The organism is Citrobacter sp. R4 (genome assembly GCF_026719175.1).
Lineage (GTDB): Bacteria > Pseudomonadota > Gammaproteobacteria > Enterobacterales > Enterobacteriaceae > Citrobacter_A > Citrobacter_A sedlakii.
The window spans coordinates 626,638-647,963 of the sequence record NZ_JAPPSU010000002.1 but is presented as its reverse complement, the minus strand read 5'-3'; the positions used below and the strand labels follow the sequence as shown (position 1 = coordinate 647,963).

The following is a 21,326-nucleotide window of genomic DNA, read 5'->3' as shown; positions in this document are numbered from 1 at the left end:
AAAAGCGTCGGTTTTTTTATGGCTATACTTATTCGATGTGCGCAAAACCATGACATCGAAAGGAGAAACATCATGCAAACGCTCCAGGAGAACGAACTTTTCCAGACGGGATATCTGGTTGATGGATTGTGGAAAACGCTGGATACCACCTTTGATGTCCTGAACCCGGCCACCGGCGAGATAATCGCGAAGGTCGCCAAAGCGGGTAAACAGCAGACCGAGGAGGCGATTGCCGCCGCCAGCAAAGCGTTTCCCGCCTGGCGAGCGAAAACGGCGAAAGCGCGCTCGGCTATTTTGTACCGTTGGTACGAATTGATTATTGAGAATAAACGTTGGCTGGCCCAGTTAATGACCACCGAACAGGGGAAACCGCTGAAAGAAGCGGAAGGCGAAGTGGAGTACGCCGCCAGCTTTATCCAGTGGTTTGCGGAGCAGGCTAAACGCGCTAACGGTGAAATTATTCCGCCGGTCAAACCCGGATCGCGCATTCTGGCGACCCGTGAACCGGTGGGGGTGGTGGCGGCCATAACCCCGTGGAACTTCCCGATGGCGATGCTGACGCGAAAACTTGGCCCGGCGCTGGCCGCTGGCTGCACCGGCGTGATTAAACCCGCCAATAACACACCGCTAAGCGCCTTTGCGCTGCTTACCCTGGCGAAGAAAGCGGGCGTACCGGATGGCGTCCTCAACGCCGTGGCGGGCAATACGCAGGAGATCAGCGACGCGATTATGGCCAGCCATGAAGTGCGCAAAATCTCCTTTACCGGTTCCACTGCCGTCGGGAAAACGCTGGTGCGAAACGCGGCGGAAACGATGAAAAAGGTCTCGATGGAGCTGGGCGGCAACGCGCCTTATATCGTATTTGACGATGCCGATATCAATGCCGCCGTGCAGGGTGCGATCGCCAATAAATTCCGCAATGCCGGTCAGGTATGCGTGAGCGTCAACCGTTTCTATATTCAGGAGAACGTCTACGACGAATTTACCCGCAGGCTGGCGGACGCAGTACAGGCGCTGAAGGTCGGCAACGGACTGGACGAAGGCGTAGTGGTCGGGCCGCTCATAGAGCCGTCTGCGGTCGACAAAGTGCGTGAGCACGTCGACGATGCAGTGGCGAAAGGCGCGAAGGTGTTAGCGGGCGGCAAGGCGCATCCGTCTGGCGGTAACTTCTGGCTACCGACGGTGCTGGGGGAGTGCAGTGATGGCATGAAGCTGGCCAGCGAGGAGACTTTTGGGCCGGTTGCCGCCTGCTTCCGTTTTACCAGCGAAGACGAGGTCATTCAGCGAGCGAATAACACGCCGTTTGGCCTCGCCGCCTACTTCTATACGCAAAACCTGCAGCGGGTTTTCCGCGTCTCGCAGGCCATTGAAAGCGGCATGATCGGCATTAACGAATGTGCGGTTTCCACCGAGCTGGGGCCATTTGGCGGCGTGAAAGAGTCAGGGTTGGGACGTGAAGGATCGGTGCTGGGGCTGGACGAATTCCTGGAAGTGAAAACCCTGCACATTGGCGGCCTGTAAGTGAGGTGGCGTCGGGAAGGTGGCGACAAATGAACATCTATACATTTGATTTTGATGAAATTGAGGATCAGAACGATTTTTATCGTGAATTTACCCGGATGTTTGGCCTCGCCAGCGAAAACGTGAACGATCTCGATGCGCTGTGGGATATCGTTATGAGCGAAAAGCTGCCGCTGCCGCTGGAGATCGAGTTTGTGCATCTCCCCGACAAGCTGCGCAGACGCTATGGCGCGCTGATTCTGCTGTTTGATGAAGCGGAAGAAGAGCTGGAAGGGCAGTTGCGCTTCAACGTCCGTCATTAAGGCATAAAAAAGCCCCCGACAGTCGGGGGCAAGGTCGTCGGACTAGACGACGAGGGTTTATTTGTACAGTTCGGCAGTGGCATGCCAGTTGTCACCGCTGCGGGCTTCAGTGATCTGATACGCTGATGCGCCTTTTTCTTCGGCTTTTTTGTTCAGCATTTCATGCATGTCCATCGGGTTTGAGCCGATCGCGCTTACGGAGATAGAACCCATTGCTTCGCGATTTTGTGCTTGTTCTGCGGTAATCGAATCTGCGGCGAAAGCGCCGAAAGAAAGAACAGAGAGAACGCTTAATGCTGCAACAGTAGTTTTGATTTTCATGATAAGTACCTCGTCGAATTTTATTATTGGGGGTCTTCGTTTCGTGACCCTCATCACAGAACTGAGTATACACTAATAACGCGATAAATTAATACCACGCTAACTGTTTCGCTGCTTTGTCAGTGATTAAAAACGACATTTTTATAACAATGCGTCATTAAAAATGCAGGCATTTAGTGTGTTTTTCAATAAAATCAAAATGTTATACAATTTAGCGATTTGTGCGTTTTAGAGAAGATGTATTCACTATGTGAATGTCTTTAGGCAGTAAAAGGCACTAACTGTTAAATCAGATGCAGCAGAAAAGCGGGTGAATTGAGGTGCGGGCCGGGTTTTCCCCGCCGCGGAACGCAGCGGGGTGAAGGGGATTAAAGCTCTTGCTCGAACAGCTCCAGAATGGCTTCGTACAGATCTTTCACCGTAAAGCCGTTCGCCGGCGTGGTGAAGATAGTGTCATCACCGGCGATGGTGCCAAGGATACCTTCGGCTTTACCGAGCGAGTCCAGCAGGCGCGCGATCAGCTGCGCGGCACCGGGGCTGGTGTGGATCACCACCACCGCATCGTTATAGTCGATGTCCAGCACCAGATTCTTCAGCGGACTGGAGGTCGTGGGGACGCCGAGTTCAGCCGGCAGGCAGTAAACCATCTCCATTTTCGCGTTGCGGGTGCGTACCGCGCCGAACTTGGTCAACATGCGGGATACTTTGGACTGGTTGATATTATCAAAGCCCTGATCCTGCAACGCGAGGACGATTTCGCCCTGGGAACTGAATTTTTCTTCTTTGAGCAGCGCTTTAAACGCTTTAACTAACTCTTCTTGCTTAGCGGAGCTTCGCATAAGTCACCCGTAGTATGAGGATGGAAACAACATTATTATGCATACAGATGAATTTTTATGCAAACAGTCTGCCTTAGTGAAGGCTGAAATAATGTTATGAAAGAGCGGAATTTTATCAAATTTCGTTATCAAGAAACATGCCTGTGTCACGCCTCGCAAATAAGCTTAAAAGTAAATTAATTGTTATCAAAATGATGTTGTTTTGGTCGGGCAGTAGGGTATATTGTCACCACCTGTTGGAAAGTTGCTCGACTGCGCTGGCGTCCTCGTATTACGTAAATTAAATGCATAAAAGCTAAATTCGCGTGACTACACATAATTGAGTATGAGTGATTGTATTCATCGTATTTGTGGATTATGGTCGCCGCCGCGGAGCAACAAACACTTAGTTTATCAATATAATAAGGAGTTTAGGATGAAAGTCGCAGTCCTCGGCGCAGCTGGCGGCATCGGCCAGGCGCTTGCACTACTGTTAAAAACCCAACTGCCTTCAGGTTCAGAACTCTCCCTGTACGACATCGCTCCAGTGACTCCCGGTGTGGCCGTTGATCTGAGCCATATCCCAACTGCTGTGAAAATCAAAGGCTTCTCCGGTGAAGACGCGACCCCGGCGCTCGAAGGCGCTGACGTGGTGCTGATCTCCGCAGGCGTTGCACGTAAGCCGGGCATGGACCGTTCCGACCTGTTTAACGTTAACGCAGGTATCGTTAAGAACCTGGTTCAGCAGATCGCGACCACCTGTCCGAAAGCCTGCATCGGTATCATCACCAACCCGGTGAACACCACCGTGGCTATCGCCGCTGAAGTGCTGAAAAAAGCGGGCGTTTACGATAAGAACAAACTGTTTGGCGTCACCACGCTGGACATCATCCGCTCCAACACCTTTGTCGCGGAATTGAAAGGCAAGCTGCCAACCGACGTTGAAGTTCCGGTAATTGGCGGACACTCTGGCGTGACGATTCTGCCGCTGCTGTCGCAGATCCCGGGCGTGAGCTTTACCGAGCAGGAAGTGGCTGACCTGACCAAACGTATCCAGAACGCGGGTACTGAAGTGGTTGAAGCAAAAGCCGGTGGCGGTTCCGCAACCCTGTCGATGGGCCAGGCGGCGGCACGTTTTGGCCTGTCTCTGGTTCGCGCGTTGCAGGGCGAAAAAGGCGTGGTGGAATGTGCCTACGTTGAAGGTGACGGCCAGTATGCGCGTTTCTTCTCTCAGCCGCTGCTGCTGGGTAAAAACGGCGTGGAAGAACGTCAGTCTATCGGCAAACTGAGCGCATTCGAACAGAACGCGCTGGAAGGCATGCTGGACACGCTGAAGAAAGACATTCAGCTTGGCGAAGAGTTCGTTAACAAGTAAGCGAACCGTAGCCAGAAAAGACAAAACCGGAGCGCAGACTCCGGTTTTTTTGTGATTGGGTTTGGCGATATTCTCTGTACCCCGAATTATTCACGTAGCGTCGGGGCAGCAAGTCAGTGAATTCCCAGAAGCGTACGAACAGTACGAGACTGGGGAGAATGACCATAGCCAACAAAGCGGCAGCGTGACGGATGCAGCGTATTAATTGGTCGCCGGGTATTCCTGAATGGTGACCTGCAACGTCAGTTGCTTGTCATCACGCATGACCACCACAGGGATCACCGACCCCGGTCGGATCTCCGCCACCTGATCCATCGTTTCCAGCGCGGACACGGCCGGCTTATTGTTCACCGAGATAATCAGATCGTTAACCTGAATTCCCGCCTGCGCCGCCGGGCCATCCGGGGCGACTTCATTTACGACGATCCCCTGGATCTGATCCATCCCGCTGCCTTGTGCGTGCAGCGGCGCAATCTCGCGACCGCCAATGCCAATGTAGCCGCGGATCACGCGCCCGTCGCGGATCAGCTTATCCATAATTTTGGTCGCCAGCTGGAACGGGATGGCAAAGCCGATCCCCTCCGGGGTTTCACCATCGTTGCTCTTGTCAAACGACAGCGTGTTGATTCCCATCAGTTCGCCCAACGAATTCACCAGCGCGCCGCCGGAGTTTCCGTGGTTGATCGAGGCGTCCGTTTGCAGGAAGTTCTGCCGTCCCGTCGGGTTCAGGCCTATGCGCCCCGTCGCGCTGATAATCCCCTGGGTAATGGTCTGCCCGAGGTTGTACGGGTTACCAATAGCCAGCACGACGTCGCCAATGTGTGGCGTGCGACGGGTGTTGATCGGAATGGTTGGCAGGCCGCCGGTGGCGTTGATTTTCAGGACCGCCAGATCGGTCAGCGTGTCGGAGCCGACCAGCAGCGCTTCGAACACCCGACCATCCTGAAGGGCGACGATGATTTGGTCGGCATCGTTGATCACGTGCTTGTTGGTAATGATATAGCCGCGTTGATCCATAATGACGCCCGAACCGAGCGTGCGGATCTCCAGCTGGTTATGCGCGGTGCTGTTCATGCTGCGGTTATAGACGTTGACCACCGCAGGCGCCGCGCGACGTACCGCAGAGTTGTAGCTCGCCGGCGTCTCGTCGGCGCTGTCGTATTGCGGTACGGAAAGGGTGTTGATTTTGCGTAGCGAAGGCATGGCGGCCAGAAGAATGGCGCCGACAATCAAACCAATTGCGACCGAACGTAAGAGCTTCACAAACATGATGGAGGCGTCATTAATAAAGGAAACGGCAGCAGCATACCACGAGTTAACCGGACATCACACGCGGGGCTGATGTCCGGTTAAGTCGCATTAGCGCAGGAGCAGGTAAATACTCTCGTTACCGCGAACCACCTGTAGCGCGATGATTGACGGTTTCGCTTCCAGCACTTTGCGCATTTCGGCGATGGAATGGACGCGATCGCGGTTGACCCCGATAATCACATCATCTTTCTGCAAACCAGCCTGGGCGGCCGGGCTGCTTTTCTCCACGCTGTCAATTTTGATGCCTTTGCTGCCGTCTTTCAGCTGACCGTCGCTCAGCGTCGCGCCCTGAAGCGCCGGGGCGATCATTTCCGCACTCGCAGAGGCGGAAGTACTGGTGTCGAGTGTGACTTCCACGTCCAACGGCTTACCGTTACGCAGCAGGCCCAGTTTCACTTTTGTGCCCGGTTCAGTGGTGGCGATACGCGATCGCAGCTCGGCAAAGCTATTGAGCGGCTTACCGTTGAGGCTGGTGATGACGTCGCCGGATTTCACGCCTGCCTTCGCGGAACCGGAGTTCGGCAGCACTTCGCTGACAAACGCGCCGCGCTGAACGTCAAGTTTGAACGCTTTGGCGATGTCAGCGGTCATTTCGGTGCCCTTGATACCGAGCAGGCCGCGTTTGATTTCGCCAAACTGAATCAACTGCTGCGCCAGAATGCGCGCCATATTACTGGGGATAGCAAAGCCAATGCCCACGCTGCCGCCCCCGGGCGCGAGGATGGCGGTGTTGATGCCAATAAGCTCGCCGTTCAGGTTAAGCAGCGCGCCGCCGGAATTCCCGCGGTTAATCGAGGCGTCGGTCTGAATAAAGTTTTCCAGTCCTTCCAGATTCAACCCGCTGCGTCCCAGCGCGGAGACGATACCCGAGGTGGCGGTCTGTCCCAGACCGAACGGGTTGCCTACGGCCACCGCAAAATCGCCGACGCGCAGTTTGTCGGAGTCGGCGATAGCGATTTGCGTCAGCTTGCTGGCGTTCTGAATTTGCAGCAGGGCGATGTCGCTCTGGTCGTCGCTGCCAATCAGCTTCGCGTCAAACTCGCGACCGTCGTTAAGCTGTACGCTGATTTTTTGCGCCTGGTTAATGACGTGATTGTTGGTCAGCACATAACCTTTCGCGGCGTCGATGATCACCCCGGAGCCAAGACCTTCGAACGGCTGTGAGGGCTGATCCGGCAGTTCGTCACCGAAGAACTTTTTGAACTCTTCCGGTACTTTCTGGCTTTGGGTGGCGGTGCCTTCAACCTTCACGCTCACCACGGCAGGCAGCACCTTTTCGAGCATCGGCGCCAGGCTCGGCAACGCGGGCTGGCCCGGAACCTGACCGGGAATCGAGGCGACGGCCTGAAACGGTGCCGAGAGAGTTAACCCGACACTTAACGCTAAAGCACTCAACAGCTGGGTGTGTTTTTTCATGGATCCTGCTCTCGTACCTTGAGTGAAAGGAAAGTCGATTCAAAACAGGTTGATGTTATTGAATTTTCAGTCAGCTAACAATGCGGATAATGATTAAATGATAGTCGGGACGGGAGAGAAGAGGCGGGCGCAATGAGCGCGCCCGGAAAATTTCGTGCCGATGTGCGATCAGTCGCGCTTTGCGCCGCTACGCAGCAGGCCGGATGCGCCTTCAGAGTAGTCACGCGGCATTTGCACCGGCGCTTGATCGTTGCTGGCTTCAGACTCCGCCAGGCGGTTACGGAACGGATTCGACTCTGCAGACAGTTCCGGCAGCAGGCTGCTGGAGCTTTTCGCCATGTGCTGATACAGCTGGCGGTAATCGTGGGCCATGGTGTCCAGCAGTTCGGCGCTGCGGGCAAAGTGGCTCACCAGCTCTTCACGGTACTCTTCCAGCTCAGCTTTGTTCTTTTCCAGTTCGTACTGCAACGCCTGTTGCTGACGTAATTTGCGATTACCAAAACGCATGGCTACGGCGCCGATGATGATGCCGACGACTAAACCAATTAGCGCATATTCCCAGGTCATGAACATCTCCCGTTGTCTTTTGTTTCCGTAGGGTGTTGGCTTTAGGCTCCATGCCCGCGCCTGATATAGCCACTATAACCGCTAATCCCGCAGAAGTGGAATCCCACGTGTATATCGCGTAGTGTAGAACGGCCTTTTTTTCGACAACCGTGAACGACGGCACACCGATTTTCAAGGAATAACAATAACATCATGCAAAGCATTTCCCCCACATCGCGTTATCTGAAAGCCATTAACGACGGCACCCACCAACCCGACGACGTACAAAAAGAGGCGGTTAACCGCCTGGAGGCGATCTATCAGGCGCTAACGGTGAAGACGCCGCCAGCCGCCCCGGTGAAAGGCTTTATGGCCCGCGTCGGCCAGCTGTTGGGAAAACGAGAAGTGACGCAGCGCGTCCCGGTGCGCGGCTTATATATGTGGGGCGGCGTCGGGCGTGGGAAAACCTGGCTGATGGATCTTTTCTACCATAGTCTGCCGGGCGAACGTAAACAGCGTCTGCACTTTCATCGTTTTATGCTGCGCGTCCATGAAGAACTGACGGCGCTCCAGGGGCAGAGCGATCCGCTGGAAACGATCGCTGACCGTTTTCAGGCCGAAACGGACGTGCTGTGCTTTGACGAATTTTTTGTTTCCGACATTACCGACGCGATGCTGCTCGGCGGGCTGATGAAAGCGCTGTTTGCCCGCGGTATCACGCTGGTGGCGACCTCGAATATTCCGCCTGACGAGCTGTACCGTAATGGCCTGCAGCGCGCACGCTTTCTTCCCGCCATTGATGCCATTAAGCAACATTGCGACGTCATGAACGTGGACGCGGGCGTTGATTATCGCCTGCGAACCCTGACCCAGGCGCACCTGTGGCTTTCACCGCTTAACGATGAAACGCGGCAACAGATGGATACGCTGTGGCTGGCGCTGGCAGGGGTGAAGCGCGAGCAGGGGCCGACGCTGGAAATCAATCACCGTCCGCTGCCGACGCTGGGCGCCGAAAACCAAACGCTGGCGGTGTCGTTCGACACGCTGTGCGTCGACGCCCGCAGCCAGCATGACTACATTGCCCTGTCGCGCCTTTACCATACGGTAATGCTGTTCGATGTGCCGGTGATGACGCCGCTGATGGAGAGCGAAGCGCGGCGCTTTATCGCGCTGGTGGATGAGTTTTACGAACGCCATGTCAAGCTGGTGATCAGCGCGGCGGTGCCTTTATATGATATTTATCAGGGGGAGCGGCTGAAGTTCGAGTTCCAGCGCTGCTTGTCGCGGTTGCAGGAGATGCAGAGCGAGGAGTACCTCAAGCGGGAGCATATGCCCTGAACGCTCGCCCTCCGGCGCGGATGACCGTTACACAAATCACAAAAAGGGGTCGATCTTTGACCCCGACTTCTCTATAATCCTGCGACCCCACGTTACAAGAAAGTTTTTTTCCCGAAACTTTTTGTGTGCTGGCATTGGCTATTCGAAGGGGTAGGTTTGCCGGACTTTGTCGTGTGAACCTCAACTGACTAAACGTTTGGGTGTTCACCAACGTGTAACTTATTTATTGGGTAAGCTTTTAATGAAAACTTTTACAGCTAAACCAGAAACCGTAAAACGCGACTGGTACGTTGTTGACGCGACCGGTAAAACTCTGGGCCGTCTGGCTACTGAACTGGCTCTTCGCCTGCGCGGTAAGCACAAAGCGGAATACACTCCGCACGTAGATACCGGTGATTACATCATCGTTCTGAACGCTGACAAAGTTGCTGTAACCGGCAACAAGCGTACTGACAAAGTGTACTATCATCACACCGGCCACATCGGTGGTATCAAACAAGCGACCTTTGAAGAGATGATTGCTCGCCGTCCTGAGCGTGTGATTGAAATCGCGGTTAAAGGCATGCTGCCAAAAGGCCCGCTGGGTCGTGCTATGTTCCGTAAACTGAAAGTTTACGCTGGCAACGAGCACAACCACGCGGCACAGCAACCGCAAGTTCTTGACATCTAATCGGGATTATAGGCAATGGCTGAAAATCAATACTACGGCACTGGTCGCCGCAAAAGTTCCGCAGCTCGTGTGTTCATCAAACCGGGCAACGGCAAAATCGTAATCAACCAACGTTCTCTGGAACAGTACTTCGGTCGTGAAACTGCTCGCATGGTAGTTCGTCAGCCGCTGGAACTGGTCGACATGGTTGAGAAACTGGATCTGTACATCACTGTTAAAGGTGGTGGTATCTCTGGTCAGGCTGGTGCGATCCGTCACGGTATCACCCGCGCTCTGATGGAGTACGACGAGTCTCTGCGTTCTGAACTGCGTAAAGCTGGCTTCGTTACTCGTGACGCTCGTCAGGTTGAACGTAAGAAAGTCGGTCTGCGTAAAGCACGTCGTCGTCCGCAGTTCTCCAAACGTTAATGGTTCTCTGCCTCTGGCAGAAGACTCTTGGCGAAAAAACCCGCTTCGGCGGGTTTTTTTATGGATAAATCGGGCGTAATCCCCTGACAACTCCCTCTTTTTCCCCATTTCCGGAATCGACTCACCACAAAGGTCACAAAATCTGGTAAACTATCATCCAATTTTCTGCCCAAATATCGGGTATTGCTCATTTTTTGTTTGCTTTTTGAACGATGATGACCTTTCCGATGTGGGTGACATCACTTCTGGCTGGCCACGCGGTGGCTGGTAGCAGTAAAAATTCTGAATATACCTGGAGGTTTTCATGGCTGTCGCTGCCAACAAACGTTCGGTAATGACGCTGTTTTCTGGTCCTACTGACATCTATAGCCATCAGGTCCGCATTGTGCTGGCTGAGAAAGGTGTGAGTTTTGAGATCGAGCACGTGGAGAAGGACAATCCACCTCAGGATCTGATTGACCTCAACCCGAATCAGAGCGTCCCGACACTGGTGGATCGTGAGCTGACCCTGTGGGAATCTCGCATCATTATGGAATACCTGGATGAGCGTTTCCCTCATCCGCCGCTGATGCCGGTTTACCCGGTCGCACGTGGCGAAAGCCGCCTGTACATGCACCGTATCGAAAAAGACTGGTACACCCTGATGAACGTCATCGTCAACGGGTCTGCCTCGGAAGCGGACGTCGCGCGTAAGCAACTGCGTGAAGAACTGCAGGCGATTGCGCCGGTCTTCGGTCAGAAGCCGTACTTCCTGAGCGATGAATTCAGTCTGGTCGATTGCTACCTGGCGCCGCTGCTGTGGCGTTTACCGATCCTGGGCATTGAGTTCAGCGGTGCGGGCGCGAAAGAGCTGAAAGGCTATATGACCCGCGTCTTTGAACGTGACTCTTTCCTGGCTTCTTTAACCGAAGCTGAACGTGAAATGCGCCTCGGCCGGGGTTAATGCCTATGGATTTGTCACAGCTGACACCACGTCGTCCTTATCTGCTGCGTGCTTTCTATGAGTGGTTGCTCGACAACCAGCTCACGCCGCATCTGGTGGTGGATGTGACGTTGCCTGGCGTGCATGTTCCAATGGAGTATGCGCGCGACGGTCAGATCGTCCTGAATATCGCCCCGCGCGCGGTGGGGAATCTGGAACTGGCCAACGACGAAGTGCGTTTTAATGCGCGTTTTGGCGGCGTACCGCGCCAGGTTTCCGTCCCGCTGGCGGCAGTGCTGGCGATTTATGCGCGTGAGAACGGCGCCGGAACGATGTTTGAACCGGAAGCGGCGTACGACGAAGACGTTGCCAGCCTGAATGATGATGACGCGGCGTCTGGCGCTGAGAGCGAAACCGTCATGTCGGTTATCGACGGCGATAAGCCGGATCGTGATGACGACGACAATCCGGATAACGATCCGCCGCCGCGCGGTGGACGACCAGCGCTTCGCGTGGTGAAGTGATGTCAAACAGGCTCGTCAGAGCCTGTTTTTTTGTGCCTGCCGCCCTGTTTCCCCCTTATTTCGATCCTGTGTTAGGATGAAGCTGCTATACATTCCCGTAACGTGCTGATCAGGTCTTATGAAAACATTTGATTCACAAGCTGAAAATTCGTCTGCCCTTATCGGTCGTAGTCTGCGAAAACGTCCGCTGGCGCGGAAAAAGCTCTCTGAGATGGTGGAAGAAGAACTGGAACAAATGATTCGTCGTCGGGAATTTGGCGAGGGCGAACAGCTTCCGTCTGAGCGTGAGCTGATGGCGTTCTTCAACGTGGGACGCCCCTCGGTGCGTGAAGCGCTGGCGGCGCTCAAGCGTAAAGGGCTGGTGCAGATCAACAATGGTGAACGCGCCCGTGTCTCCCGTCCTTCCGCCGACACGATCATCAGCGAATTGTCCGGCATGGCGAAAGATTTCCTCGCCCATCCCGGAGGCATTGCCCACTTCGAACAACTGCGGCTGTTTTTTGAATCGAGTCTGGTGCGCTACGCCGCGGAGCACGCCACTGACGCGCAGATCGATCTACTGGCGAAAGCGCTGGAACTCAACAGCCAGTCGCTGGATGACAACGCGCTGTTTATCCGGTCCGACGTGGATTTTCACCGCGTGCTGGCGGAGATCCCCGGTAATCCGATTTTCATGGCGATCCATGTCGCTTTGCTCGACTGGCTGATCGCCGCGCGTCCAACGGTACCTGATCGCGAGCTTCATGAGCATAATAGCGTCAGCTATCAGCAGCATATCGCGATCGTCGAAGCGATTCGTCAACGCGATCCTGACGAAGCCGATCGTGCGTTACAAACCCATCTCAATAGCGTCTCCGCCACCTGGCACGCCCTCGGACAACAGTCTCGATCTAAAAAATAACGATCCTTTAGTGAAGCAGATCGCAATATAAGCACGCTGTATTGCACTGCTGCTTATTTGATCTGGTATAACAGGTATAAAGGTATGCAATCAGATAACACTAACAGCGACAGAGGTCGGTATGGCAAAAGAGTTACGAGGCGTAATGCCAGCGTTATTAACCCCTTTCGATTCGCAACAGCAGCTGGATATCGACAGTCTGCGCCGTCTGGTGCGCTTTACTGTCTCGCAGGGCATCGATGGGCTTTATGTGGGTGGGTCGACCGGGGAAGCCTTCGTTCAGAGCGTCGCGGAGAGAGAGCGGGTACTGGAAGTTGTCGCTGAAGAAGCGAAGGGCGACGTCACGCTGATTGCCCATGTGGGAACGGTGAGTACCGCGGAAAGCCAACAGCTCGCCCGGGCGGCGCATCGCTATGGTTTTGACGCTGTCTCCGCGGTGACGCCGTTTTACTATCCGTTTAGTTTTGAGGAGCATTGCGACCACTATCGGGCAATCATTGATTCGGCAGAGGGATTACCCATGGTGGTTTATAACATCCCGGCGCTCAGCGGCGTGAAGCTCAGCCTGGATCAGATCAACACGTTGGTGACGCTACCGGGCGTCGGCGCGCTGAAGCAAACTTCTGGCGATCTGTATCAGATGGAGCAAATCCGTCGCGCGCATCCGGATCTGGTGCTGTACAACGGCTACGATGAGATTTTTGCTTCCGGCCTGCTGGCGGGGGCGGATGGTGGGATCGGCAGCACCTATAACATTATGGGCTGGCGCTACCAGGGCATTGTAAAGGCGCTCAAGGCAGGTGACATTCAGGCTGCGCAACAACTGCAAACCGAGTGTAATCAGGTTATCGATCTGCTGATAAAAACCGGGGTATTCCGTGGGCTGAAAACGGTACTGCACTACATGGACGTGCTGTCCGTCCCGCTGTGCCGTAAGCCGTTTGCCCCGGTAGACGAACGCTATCTACCGGAACTGAAGGCGCTGGCTCAGCAATTGTTGGCAGAGAAGGCGTAACCGTGAAAAGCCGGGGGCGCTTCGCTTGCCCGGCCTGCAAAACATACTCTGTAGGCCGGATAAGGCAACGCCGCCGTCCGGCATAACAGCAAAAATTATCGGGAGAGTGTTATGAGTAAGTGTACCCAAAGCATCCCGTGGTATCGCCATCTCAATCGCGCCCAATGGCGGGCGTTTTCTGCCGCATGGCTGGGATATTTGTTGGATGGTTTTGACTTTGTGTTAATCGCCCTTGTCCTGACCGAAGTACAGAGCGAATTTGGGCTGACGACGGTACAGGCGGCAAGCCTGATTTCGGCGGCCTTTATTTCCCGCTGGTTTGGCGGGCTGATGCTGGGGGCGATGGGCGATCGCTACGGGCGTCGTCTGGCGATGGTCACCAGCATCATTATGTTCTCTGTGGGAACCCTGGCCTGCGGTTTTGCGCCGGGATACACCACCATGTTTATCGCCCGACTGGTGATCGGCATGGGCATGGCGGGGGAATACGGCTCCAGCGCCACGTACGTCATTGAAAGCTGGCCGAAACATCTGCGTAACAAAGCCAGCGGCTTTCTGATTTCCGGTTTCTCCGTCGGTGCGGTGGTTGCCGCACAGGTTTATAGCCTTGTCGTTCCTGTCTGGGGATGGCGTGCACTGTTTTTTATCGGCATTTTGCCAATCGTCTTTGCCCTTTGGCTGCGTAAAAACATTCCGGAAGCCGAAGACTGGAAAGAGAAGCATGAAGGCAAAGCGCCGGTGCGCACGATGGTCGATATTCTCTATCGGGGCGAGCATCGCGTCGTCAACGTATTGATGACGATCGCGGCGGCAACAGCGCTGTGGTTCTGCTTTGCCGGCAACCTGCAAAATGCGGCGATCGTTGCCGTGCTTGGCCTGTTGTGTGCGGTTATCTTTATCAGCTTCATGGTGCAAAGCAGCGGCAAGCGCTGGCCGACAGGGGTGATGCTGATGGTCGTCGTGCTGTTTGCGTTCCTCTATTCATGGCCTATCCAGGCGCTGTTGCCAACGTATCTGAAAACCGAACTGGCGTACGATCCGTCAACCGTGGCGCGCGTGCTGTTCTTTAGCGGCTTTGGCGCGGCGGTCGGCTGCTGCGTGGGCGGTTTCCTCGGCGACTGGCTTGGCACGCGCAAAGCCTATGTCTGCAGTCTGCTGGCCTCGCAAGTATTGATCATTCCGGTGTTTGCGATTGGCGGCACAAACGTCTGGGTGCTCGGTTTGCTACTGTTTTTCCAGCAGATGTTAGGGCAGGGGATCTCCGGGATCTTACCGAAGCTGATCGGTGGTTATTTTGACACCGATCAGCGTGCGGCGGGCCTGGGCTTCACCTACAACGTGGGGGCATTGGGCGGCGCGTTGGCCCCGATCCTCGGCGCGCTTATCGCCCAGCGTCTGGATCTGGGTACCGCGCTGGGATCGCTCTCGTTTAGCCTGACCTTTGTGGTGATCCTGCTGATTGGCCTGGATATGCCGTCCCGCGTGCAGCGCTGGCTGCGCCCGGAAGCATTACGTACGCACGACGCCATTGATGGTAAACCGTTCAGCGGCGCCGTACCGCTCGGCGGCGATAAAAGCGCGTTAGCGAAAGGTAAAAGTTAAGCCATTTACCCGGTCTCGTACCGGGTAACACTTGGAAGGGAAGAAGTATGTCGTTACTTGCTCAACTGGATAAAAGCATCGCCGCAAACGGCGGCCTGATTGTCTCCTGTCAGCCGGTTCCCGGCAGTCCGCTGGATAAGCCGGACATCGTTGCGGCGATGGCGCTGGCGGCGGAGCAGGCGGGGGCGGTCGCCCTGCGTATTGAAGGAATCGACAATGTACGGGCAACGCGCGCTGTGGTGAACGTGCCGATTATCGGCATCCTCAAGCGCGATCTAGACGACTCTCCTGTGCGCATCACTGCGTTTCTGGACGATGTCGATGCGCTGGCGCAGGCCGGGGCGGATATTATTGCGTTTGATGGAACCGATCGCGTGCGACCGGTTCCTGTGGACGCGCTGCTGGCGAGGATCCATCATCATCAGCGTCTGGCGATGGCGGACTGCGCGTCGCGTGAGGACGGACTGGCCTGCCATCAGCGGGGCGCGGATATGATTGGCACCACGCTTTCCGGTTACACGACGCCGGAAACGCCAGAAGAGCCCGATCTGGCGCTGGTCAAAACCCTGAGCGACGCCGGGTGTCGGGTGATTGCCGAAGGGCGCTACAACACGCCAGCGCAGGCCGCGGAGGCGATGCGTCACGGCGCCTGGGCGGTGACGGTGGGGTCTGCGATTACGCGTCTGGAACACATCTGCGGGTGGTACAACGCGGCGCTGAAAAAGGCGGTGCTATGACGACGCTGGCGATTGATATTGGCGGCACCAAACTCGCCGCCGCCCGGGTGGATGAGGATTTACAGATCCGCGAACGAATTGAACGTCCAACGCCCGCCAGTAAAACGCCAGATGCCCTGCGCGAAGCGCTCGCGGAACTGATTGCGCCGCTGCAGGCGCAGGCGCAGCGGGTTGCTGTCGCGTCAACCGGGATAATTCGCGACGGTAGCCTGCTGGCGATTAACCCGCAAAATCTCGGCGGGTTGCTACACTTTCCGCTAGTTGAAACAGTAAAAGCGATCACCGGGTTACCGACCCTGGCGGTCAACGATGCGCAGGCAGCGGCCTGGGCGGAATACCATGCGCTGGCCGATGCGACCCGCGATATGGTGTTTATCACCGTGTCGACCGGTGTGGGCGGCGGGGTGGTGAGCGGCGGCAAACTGCTGACCGGTAGCGGAGGGCTGGCCGGGCATCTCGGACACACCCTGGCGGATCCGAACGGCCCACGGTGCGGCTGCGGTCGGATTGGCTGCGTGGAGGCGATTGCCTCGGGACGCGGCATTGCCGCCGCCGCGCAAGGGGATCTTGCTGGTTGCGACGCCAGAACCCTTTTTGCACGCGCGGCGGAAGGGGATGCGCAGGCGGCACAGCTGGTTACGCGCTCGGCGAAAGTACTGGCGCGGCTGATCGCCGATGTCAAAGCGATCACCGACTGCCAGCGGGTAGTGGTGGGCGGCAGCGTCGGACTGGCGGAAGGTTATTTGACGCAGGTCGGCGATTTTCTGGCCCAACAACCGCCGGTCTATCACGTTGCATTATCCGCCGCGCACTACCGACACGATGCAGGGTTACTGGGCGCAGCGCTGCTGGCTCAAGGAGAACGTCTATGATATTGGGTGAAGTTCGTTCGTTACCGTCCGCAGGTTTGCATCCTGTGCTTCTGGATGCGCTGACGCTCGCGCTGGCGGCAAGGCCGCAGGAAAAAGCGCCTGGTCGCTATGCGCTGCAGAGCGACAATATTTTTATGAATGTGATGGAATTTTTCACGCAGTCGCCGACGGAAAAGAAAGCGGAGCTGCACGAGCAGTATATCGATATCCAGCTGCTGTTAGCGGGGAAAGAGCGCATTCACTTTGGCGTGAACGGCGCGGCGCGACGTTGCGAAGAGATGCATGAAGAAGAGGATTACCAGTTGTGTAGTGAAATCGCAGACGAACAGTCGGTCACCCTGCAACCGGGGATGTTCGCCGTGTTTATGCCGGGAGAGCCGCATAAGCCAGGATGTGTATTTCAGGAGCCAGGCGAAATTAAGAAAGTGGTGGTGAAGGTACGAGCCAGTTTGCTGGCCGTTTAGACCGGATGCATTTACAGGCCGGACAGGGATGACTCCGCTATCCGGCAATATTCTTCAGCACATTACCGCTTAAACGTGACCGCTTCTGGCTGCGTCAGATGCAGCGTTGTCTGGCTGGGAACCGTCTCGGCAATGATCTTTCCGTGGCGGATGGAATAGCGCGCAGGCGTCTGACGACGAACCGCATCAAAACCATTCTCAGCCGGTAAAATCACCAGGTTCGCCGAATGTCCTACCTTCACGCCGTAATCCTGCAGGTGGAGCGTTTTCGCACTGTGGCTGGTGATCAGATTTAGCCCATCGTTAATCTGTCCGTATCCCATTAGTTGGCAGACGTGTAATCCCATATGCAGCACCTGCAACATGTTTGCGGTGCCCAGCGGATACCACGGATCGAAAACGTCATCATGACCAAAGCAAACGTTGATTTCCGCTTCCAGCATTTCTTTCACCCGCGTCACGCCGCGGCGCTTAGGATAGGTGTCGAAACGGCCCTGCAGGTGAATGTTCACCAGCGGATTAGCGACGAAGTTAATGCCCGACATTTTCAGTAAACGGAACAGGCGGGACGCGTACGCGCCGTTATAAGAGTGCATCGCCGTGGTATGACTGGCCGTGACGCGTGGGCCCATCCCGTCACGATGCGCCAGCGCGGCGACGGTTTCAACGAAGCGCGACTGCTCATCATCGATTTCGTCACAGTGCACGTCGATCAGCCTGTCGTACTTCTGCGCCAGTGCGAACGTTTTATGCAACGACTCAACGCCATACTCGCGGGTAAATTCAAAGTGGGGGATCGCGCCAATTACGTCCGCGCCCATCCTCACCGCTTCTTCCAGCAATGCCTCGCCGTTGGGGTAAGAAAGAATGCCCTCCTGCGGGAACGCCACGATTTGCAGATCGACCCATGGGGCAACCTCCTGCTTCACTTCCAGCATCGCTTTAAGCGCCGTCAGCGTGGGATCGGAGACGTCAACGTGAGTACGGACATGCTGGATACCGTTGGCCATTTGCCACTTCAGCGTCTGCATTGCGCGAGTCTTAACGTCTTCGTGGGTGAGGAGCGCCTTACGCTCTGCCCAGCGTTCAATACCTTCGAATAACGTACCCGACTGGTTCCAGCTTGGTTCACCTGCTGTTTGCGTTGTATCCAGGTGAATATGCGGCTCGACGAAAGGCGGAATCACCAACCCGCCTTCGGCGTCAAGTTGTTGACCTGCAGGCGCTGAGGCGGTTTCCTGCTGTTCAATACGGCTGAATCGTCCGTTTTCAATCGCGATCTGCCATAGCCCTTCTTGCCCCTGCAAGCGGGCCTGACGAATCGTGAGCGTATTATTATTCTGCATGGGTGGCCTCCGGGGCGTTAGCAAAGGTTCGTCTGGCGAATGGGGTTAACAGGATGTAGCTGAATACGCCGCCGAGGACCGCATTCACCGGCACAATACCGGGGAGATAGTGCCCGGCTGCCACGCCGAGCGCGACTGACAAGATGGCGACCCAGTTGACCGTCACAAAAGTTGCGTTGTGGAAGTTGGCGTAGCGGCGGCGGTTGATCAGATAATCGGCGATAATCACCCCGCCAACGGGGGGAATCGCTGCCGACAGAAAGGTCAGCCAGCCGACAAAGTTATTGTACAGCCACAGCGCGCAGAGCGTACCGATAATCCCATTTACTACTGACAGCGTGCGGCTGGAGAGCCCGGTAATGTTGGCAAAGCCCAGACCCGATGCGTAGAGCGCGTTGTCATTGGTCGTCCAGATGTTCAGGCCAAGAACGATAATGGCGGGCAGTAGTAGGCCCTGAGCAATCATAACGTCAGAGATATCAGCCTGGCCCACCGCGGCGGCGCCTGCGGCACCGAAAATAAACATCAGCGAGTTGCCAAGGAAAAACGCCACCATCGCGACCAGTACGGCGCCTTTCGCGTTGCGGCCAAAGCGGACGAAATCGGCGGTGAGCGTCCCGGCGCTGATGAACGAGCCGACGACCAGCGCCAGCGCGCCTGAAAAATTGAGCGGTGTCTGCGGCACGATCGCTTTTAAGTGATCCAGACCGCCCACGCCGTCCACTGCCAGCCACACGGAGTAGCTGCCGAGGATGACAATCGCCGGAACGGCGATGATCGATAACACCGTCAGCGCCGAGATGCCAAAGAAAATGGTCATGGTCATCAGCAGGCCGGAAACCGCGATGAGGATATTGACGTCAATTCCCGTTGCTTTACTTACCGGGATTGCGAACATGGCCACGCCAACCCCAAACCAGCCTACCTGCGTCCCGCCTAATAGCAGGGAGGGAAGCCATGAGCCTTTCACACCAAATGAGTAGCGGGCTAGGAGGTGGGTCGAAAGGCCAGTTTTGGCGCCAATGTAACCGAGAAAAGCGGTGTAAATACCGAGGAGAAGATTACCGAAGAGAACTGCCAGGAAGAAATCATGATAGGAAAGACCGGTGCCGAGCGTGCCGCCAGTCCACATACTGGCGGAAAAAAACGTCAATCCCAACATTACAAACGTTAATGGAATGACACCTTTCCGCGCCGTCAGTGGGACGGGTCCCTGGCTATAATTGTTATCTTGCGACACAACGCCTCCTTGAATTTTGGCCAAAAAATCCGCCGCATGATATACATTTTTCTGGTGAATGCAAACGTTTCCGTAGGGCTGGATTCAGCATTGAAAAGAAGAAGGCATCGTCAGGTCAGGGTTGGGGCGTTTTAAAGTTCTGCGGATGTTGTTTGCGGGATTTCCAAATGCTGCAAAACAGGTCTGGCGCAAATTTTTCGTTGGAAATGGACTCCCCGGCTATCAGCGCTGGTGCGATAGCCGGGAAGCCTGAACGGTTTATACTTCGAGGTAGTTCATGATCCCGTCAGCCGCTTTACGGCCTTCGGCAATGGCGGTGACCACCAGATCAGAACCGCGTACGATGTCGCCACCGGCGAAGATTTTCGGATTGCTGGTCTGGAACGCGTTATCGCTGCTTTCCGGAGCGATAATACGGCCCTGTGAGTCCAGCTCGACGCTGTGCGCTTTCAACCATTCCATGCTGTGCGGACGGAAACCAAACGCCATCACGACGGCGTCAGCCGGGACCACGTGTTCTGAACCGGCGACGATCTCCGCGCGACGACGGCCTTTCGCATCCGGCGCGCCCATTTCGGTGCGCGCCATTTTCACGCCGCACACCTTGCCGTTGGCGTTGACTTCAATACCCAGCGGCTGCACGTTGAACTGAAACTCGACGCCTTCTTCACGCGCGTTTTTCACTTCGCGTTTTGAACCCGGCATATTTTCTTCGTCGCGGCGATAGGCGCAGGTGACGTGCGTCGCGCCCTGACGAACAGAGGTACGCACACAGTCCATCGCCGTATCGCCACCGCCCAGCACGACCACGCGTTTGCCTTCCATACTGATGAACGGCGCGTCGGTGGTTTCGCCAAAGCCCATGATCTGCCTGGTGTTGGCGATCAGGAACGGCAGCGCGTCAAACACGCCATCGGCGTCTTCGTTTTCCAGCCCGCCGCGCATGGACTGATAAGTGCCGACGCCGAGGAACACCGCATCGTAATCCTTCAGCAGGTCGTCGAGCTGTATGTCACGACCCACTTCCACGTTGAGTTTGAACTCAATGCCCATGCCGGTGAAGATTTCGCGGCGACGGGTCATCACCTCTTTTTCCAGCTTAAACGCCGGGATGCCGAAGGTCAGCAGGCCGCCGATTTCCGGATGACGATCAAAGACCACCGCCTTTACGCCGTTGCGGGTCAGCACGTCGGCGCAGGCCAGCCCGGCTGGACCGGCGCCGATAATCGCCACGCGTTTGTCGGTCTGACGTACCCCGGTCATATCCGGACGCCAGCCCATCTCGAACGCTTTATCGTTGATATAGCGCTCGATATTGCCGATAGTCACCGCGCCAAACTCGTCGTTCAGCGTACAGGATCCTTCGCACAGGCGATCCTGAGGGCAGACGCGACCGCACACTTCCGGCAGGGTGTTGGTCTGGTGAGACAGCTCGGCGGCCTCGAAAATACGCCCTTCGTTGGCCAGTTTCAGCCAGTTCGGGATGTAGTTATGTACCGGACACTTCCACTCGCAGTACGGGTTGCCGCAGGACAGGCAGCGGTCTGCCTGTGCTTTGGCCTGACCTTCAGAAAACGGCTCGTAGATTTCGACGAACTCGATTTTGCGAATTTTCAGCGGCTTCTTGGGCGGATCAACGCGCTGCAGGTCGATAAATTGATATACGTTTTGACTCAT

At 55.9% G+C, this 21,326-nt stretch carries 22 protein-coding genes; 14 read left to right on the top strand and 8 right to left on the bottom strand.

The features are described 5' to 3' along the window. The first annotated feature begins 72 nt into the window (after window positions 1–72). Both OOJ60_RS08580 and OOJ60_RS08575 read left to right on the top strand, forming a co-directional pair. Window positions 73–1,521 carry an NAD-dependent succinate-semialdehyde dehydrogenase gene (locus OOJ60_RS08580; protein WP_042291967.1) on the top strand — a complete coding sequence of 483 codons (1,449 nt, stop codon included), beginning with the start codon at window positions 73–75 and terminating at the stop codon, window positions 1,519–1,521. A 29-nt stretch (window positions 1,522–1,550) separates the two neighbouring features. Further along, window positions 1,551–1,823 carry a barstar family protein gene (locus OOJ60_RS08575; RefSeq protein WP_042291964.1) on the top strand — a complete coding sequence of 91 codons (273 nt, stop codon included), beginning with the start codon at window positions 1,551–1,553 and terminating at the stop codon, window positions 1,821–1,823. A 57-nt stretch (window positions 1,824–1,880) separates the two neighbouring features. Here OOJ60_RS08575 and yhcN read toward each other — a convergent pair whose 3' ends face one another. Continuing rightward, a complete protein-coding gene (gene yhcN / locus OOJ60_RS08570; RefSeq protein ID WP_042291961.1) occupies window positions 1,881–2,144 on the bottom strand; it encodes a peroxide/acid stress response protein YhcN in 264 nt (87 codons plus the stop codon). Window positions 2,145–2,512: 368 nt separating this feature from the next. Next, window positions 2,513–2,983 carry a transcriptional regulator ArgR gene (gene argR, locus OOJ60_RS08565; protein ID WP_012135369.1) on the bottom strand — a complete coding sequence of 157 codons (471 nt, stop codon included), beginning with the start codon at window positions 2,981–2,983 and terminating at the stop codon, window positions 2,513–2,515. Between the two features lie 415 nt (window positions 2,984–3,398). Between argR and mdh the strand changes: the two genes are divergently transcribed. After that, the gene (mdh, locus tag OOJ60_RS08560) at window positions 3,399–4,337 is read left to right on the top strand and encodes a malate dehydrogenase (protein WP_042291960.1); all 939 of its coding nucleotides are present in this window, start codon (window positions 3,399–3,401) and stop codon (window positions 4,335–4,337) included. Window positions 4,338–4,538: 201 nt separating this feature from the next. On the opposite strand, the gene degS is transcribed toward mdh, so the two are convergent. The 3 genes from degS to zapG form a co-directional block, all read right to left on the bottom strand. Then, complete coding sequence (gene degS, locus OOJ60_RS08555; RefSeq protein WP_042291957.1) at window positions 4,539–5,606, bottom strand: outer membrane-stress sensor serine endopeptidase DegS; 1,068 nt, start codon at window positions 5,604–5,606, stop codon at window positions 4,539–4,541. Between the two features lie 90 nt (window positions 5,607–5,696). Beyond that, window positions 5,697–7,064: a serine endoprotease DegQ gene (gene degQ / locus OOJ60_RS08550; protein ID WP_042291955.1), complete on the bottom strand. Its 1,368-nt coding sequence runs from the start codon at window positions 7,062–7,064 to the stop codon at window positions 5,697–5,699. Window positions 7,065–7,232: 168 nt separating this feature from the next. Continuing rightward, window positions 7,233–7,631: a Z-ring associated protein ZapG gene (zapG, locus tag OOJ60_RS08545; RefSeq protein ID WP_042292056.1), complete on the bottom strand. Its 399-nt coding sequence runs from the start codon at window positions 7,629–7,631 to the stop codon at window positions 7,233–7,235. A 192-nt stretch (window positions 7,632–7,823) separates the two neighbouring features. On the opposite strand from zapG, the gene zapE reads away from it, so the two are divergent. The 11 genes from zapE to nanQ all read left to right on the top strand — a co-directional run bounded on the left by zapE (window position 7,824) and on the right by nanQ (window position 17,063). Beyond that, window positions 7,824–8,948 (top strand): cell division protein ZapE, encoded by a 1,125-nt coding sequence (zapE, locus tag OOJ60_RS08540; RefSeq protein WP_042291953.1) that lies wholly within the window; start codon window positions 7,824–7,826, stop codon window positions 8,946–8,948. A gap of 241 nt (window positions 8,949–9,189) precedes the next feature. Beyond that, window positions 9,190–9,618 carry a 50S ribosomal protein L13 gene (rplM, locus tag OOJ60_RS08535; RefSeq protein ID WP_000847556.1) on the top strand — a complete coding sequence of 143 codons (429 nt, stop codon included), beginning with the start codon at window positions 9,190–9,192 and terminating at the stop codon, window positions 9,616–9,618. A gap of 15 nt (window positions 9,619–9,633) precedes the next feature. Further along, the gene (gene rpsI, locus OOJ60_RS08530) at window positions 9,634–10,026 is read left to right on the top strand and encodes a 30S ribosomal protein S9 (protein WP_000829818.1); all 393 of its coding nucleotides are present in this window, start codon (window positions 9,634–9,636) and stop codon (window positions 10,024–10,026) included. Between the two features lie 304 nt (window positions 10,027–10,330). After that, window positions 10,331–10,969 carry a stringent starvation protein SspA gene (gene sspA, locus OOJ60_RS08525; RefSeq protein WP_042291949.1) on the top strand — a complete coding sequence of 213 codons (639 nt, stop codon included), beginning with the start codon at window positions 10,331–10,333 and terminating at the stop codon, window positions 10,967–10,969. Between the two features lie 5 nt (window positions 10,970–10,974). Continuing rightward, window positions 10,975–11,472: a ClpXP protease specificity-enhancing factor gene (gene sspB, locus OOJ60_RS08520; protein ID WP_042291947.1), complete on the top strand. Its 498-nt coding sequence runs from the start codon at window positions 10,975–10,977 to the stop codon at window positions 11,470–11,472. A gap of 118 nt (window positions 11,473–11,590) precedes the next feature. Next, window positions 11,591–12,373 carry a transcriptional regulator NanR gene (gene nanR, locus OOJ60_RS08515; RefSeq protein WP_042291946.1) on the top strand — a complete coding sequence of 261 codons (783 nt, stop codon included), beginning with the start codon at window positions 11,591–11,593 and terminating at the stop codon, window positions 12,371–12,373. A 121-nt stretch (window positions 12,374–12,494) separates the two neighbouring features. After that, on the top strand, window positions 12,495–13,388 hold the full coding sequence (nanA, locus tag OOJ60_RS08510) for an N-acetylneuraminate lyase (RefSeq protein ID WP_042291944.1): 894 nt from the start codon (window positions 12,495–12,497) through the stop codon (window positions 13,386–13,388). Between the two features lie 111 nt (window positions 13,389–13,499). Further along, complete coding sequence (locus tag OOJ60_RS08505; RefSeq protein ID WP_042291941.1) at window positions 13,500–14,990, top strand: MFS transporter; 1,491 nt, start codon at window positions 13,500–13,502, stop codon at window positions 14,988–14,990. 47 nt (window positions 14,991–15,037) lie between these two features. Continuing rightward, complete coding sequence (locus OOJ60_RS08500) at window positions 15,038–15,727, top strand: N-acetylmannosamine-6-phosphate 2-epimerase (RefSeq protein WP_042291938.1); 690 nt, start codon at window positions 15,038–15,040, stop codon at window positions 15,725–15,727. Continuing rightward, window positions 15,724–16,599: an N-acetylmannosamine kinase gene (gene nanK / locus OOJ60_RS08495; protein ID WP_181822472.1), complete on the top strand. Its 876-nt coding sequence runs from the start codon at window positions 15,724–15,726 to the stop codon at window positions 16,597–16,599. The genes OOJ60_RS08500 and nanK overlap by 4 nt, the downstream gene beginning before the upstream one ends. Then, window positions 16,596–17,063, top strand: coding sequence for an N-acetylneuraminate anomerase (gene nanQ, locus OOJ60_RS08490; RefSeq protein WP_181822473.1), 468 nt, complete (start codon window positions 16,596–16,598; stop codon window positions 17,061–17,063). Before nanK ends, nanQ begins: the two co-directional genes overlap by 4 nt. Before the next feature lie 62 nt (window positions 17,064–17,125). On the opposite strand, the gene OOJ60_RS08485 is transcribed toward nanQ, so the two are convergent. From OOJ60_RS08485 to gltD, 3 genes are all read right to left on the bottom strand, one after another. Continuing rightward, window positions 17,126–18,409 carry a cytosine deaminase gene (locus tag OOJ60_RS08485; RefSeq protein WP_205612388.1) on the bottom strand — a complete coding sequence of 428 codons (1,284 nt, stop codon included), beginning with the start codon at window positions 18,407–18,409 and terminating at the stop codon, window positions 17,126–17,128. Continuing rightward, window positions 18,399–19,649 (bottom strand): cytosine permease, encoded by a 1,251-nt coding sequence (gene codB / locus OOJ60_RS08480; protein ID WP_042291930.1) that lies wholly within the window; start codon window positions 19,647–19,649, stop codon window positions 18,399–18,401. The genes OOJ60_RS08485 and codB overlap by 11 nt, the downstream gene beginning before the upstream one ends. Before the next feature lie 258 nt (window positions 19,650–19,907). Next, window positions 19,908–21,326, bottom strand: a complete 1,419-nt coding sequence (gltD, locus tag OOJ60_RS08475; protein WP_060571057.1) for a glutamate synthase subunit GltD — start codon at window positions 21,324–21,326, stop codon at window positions 19,908–19,910.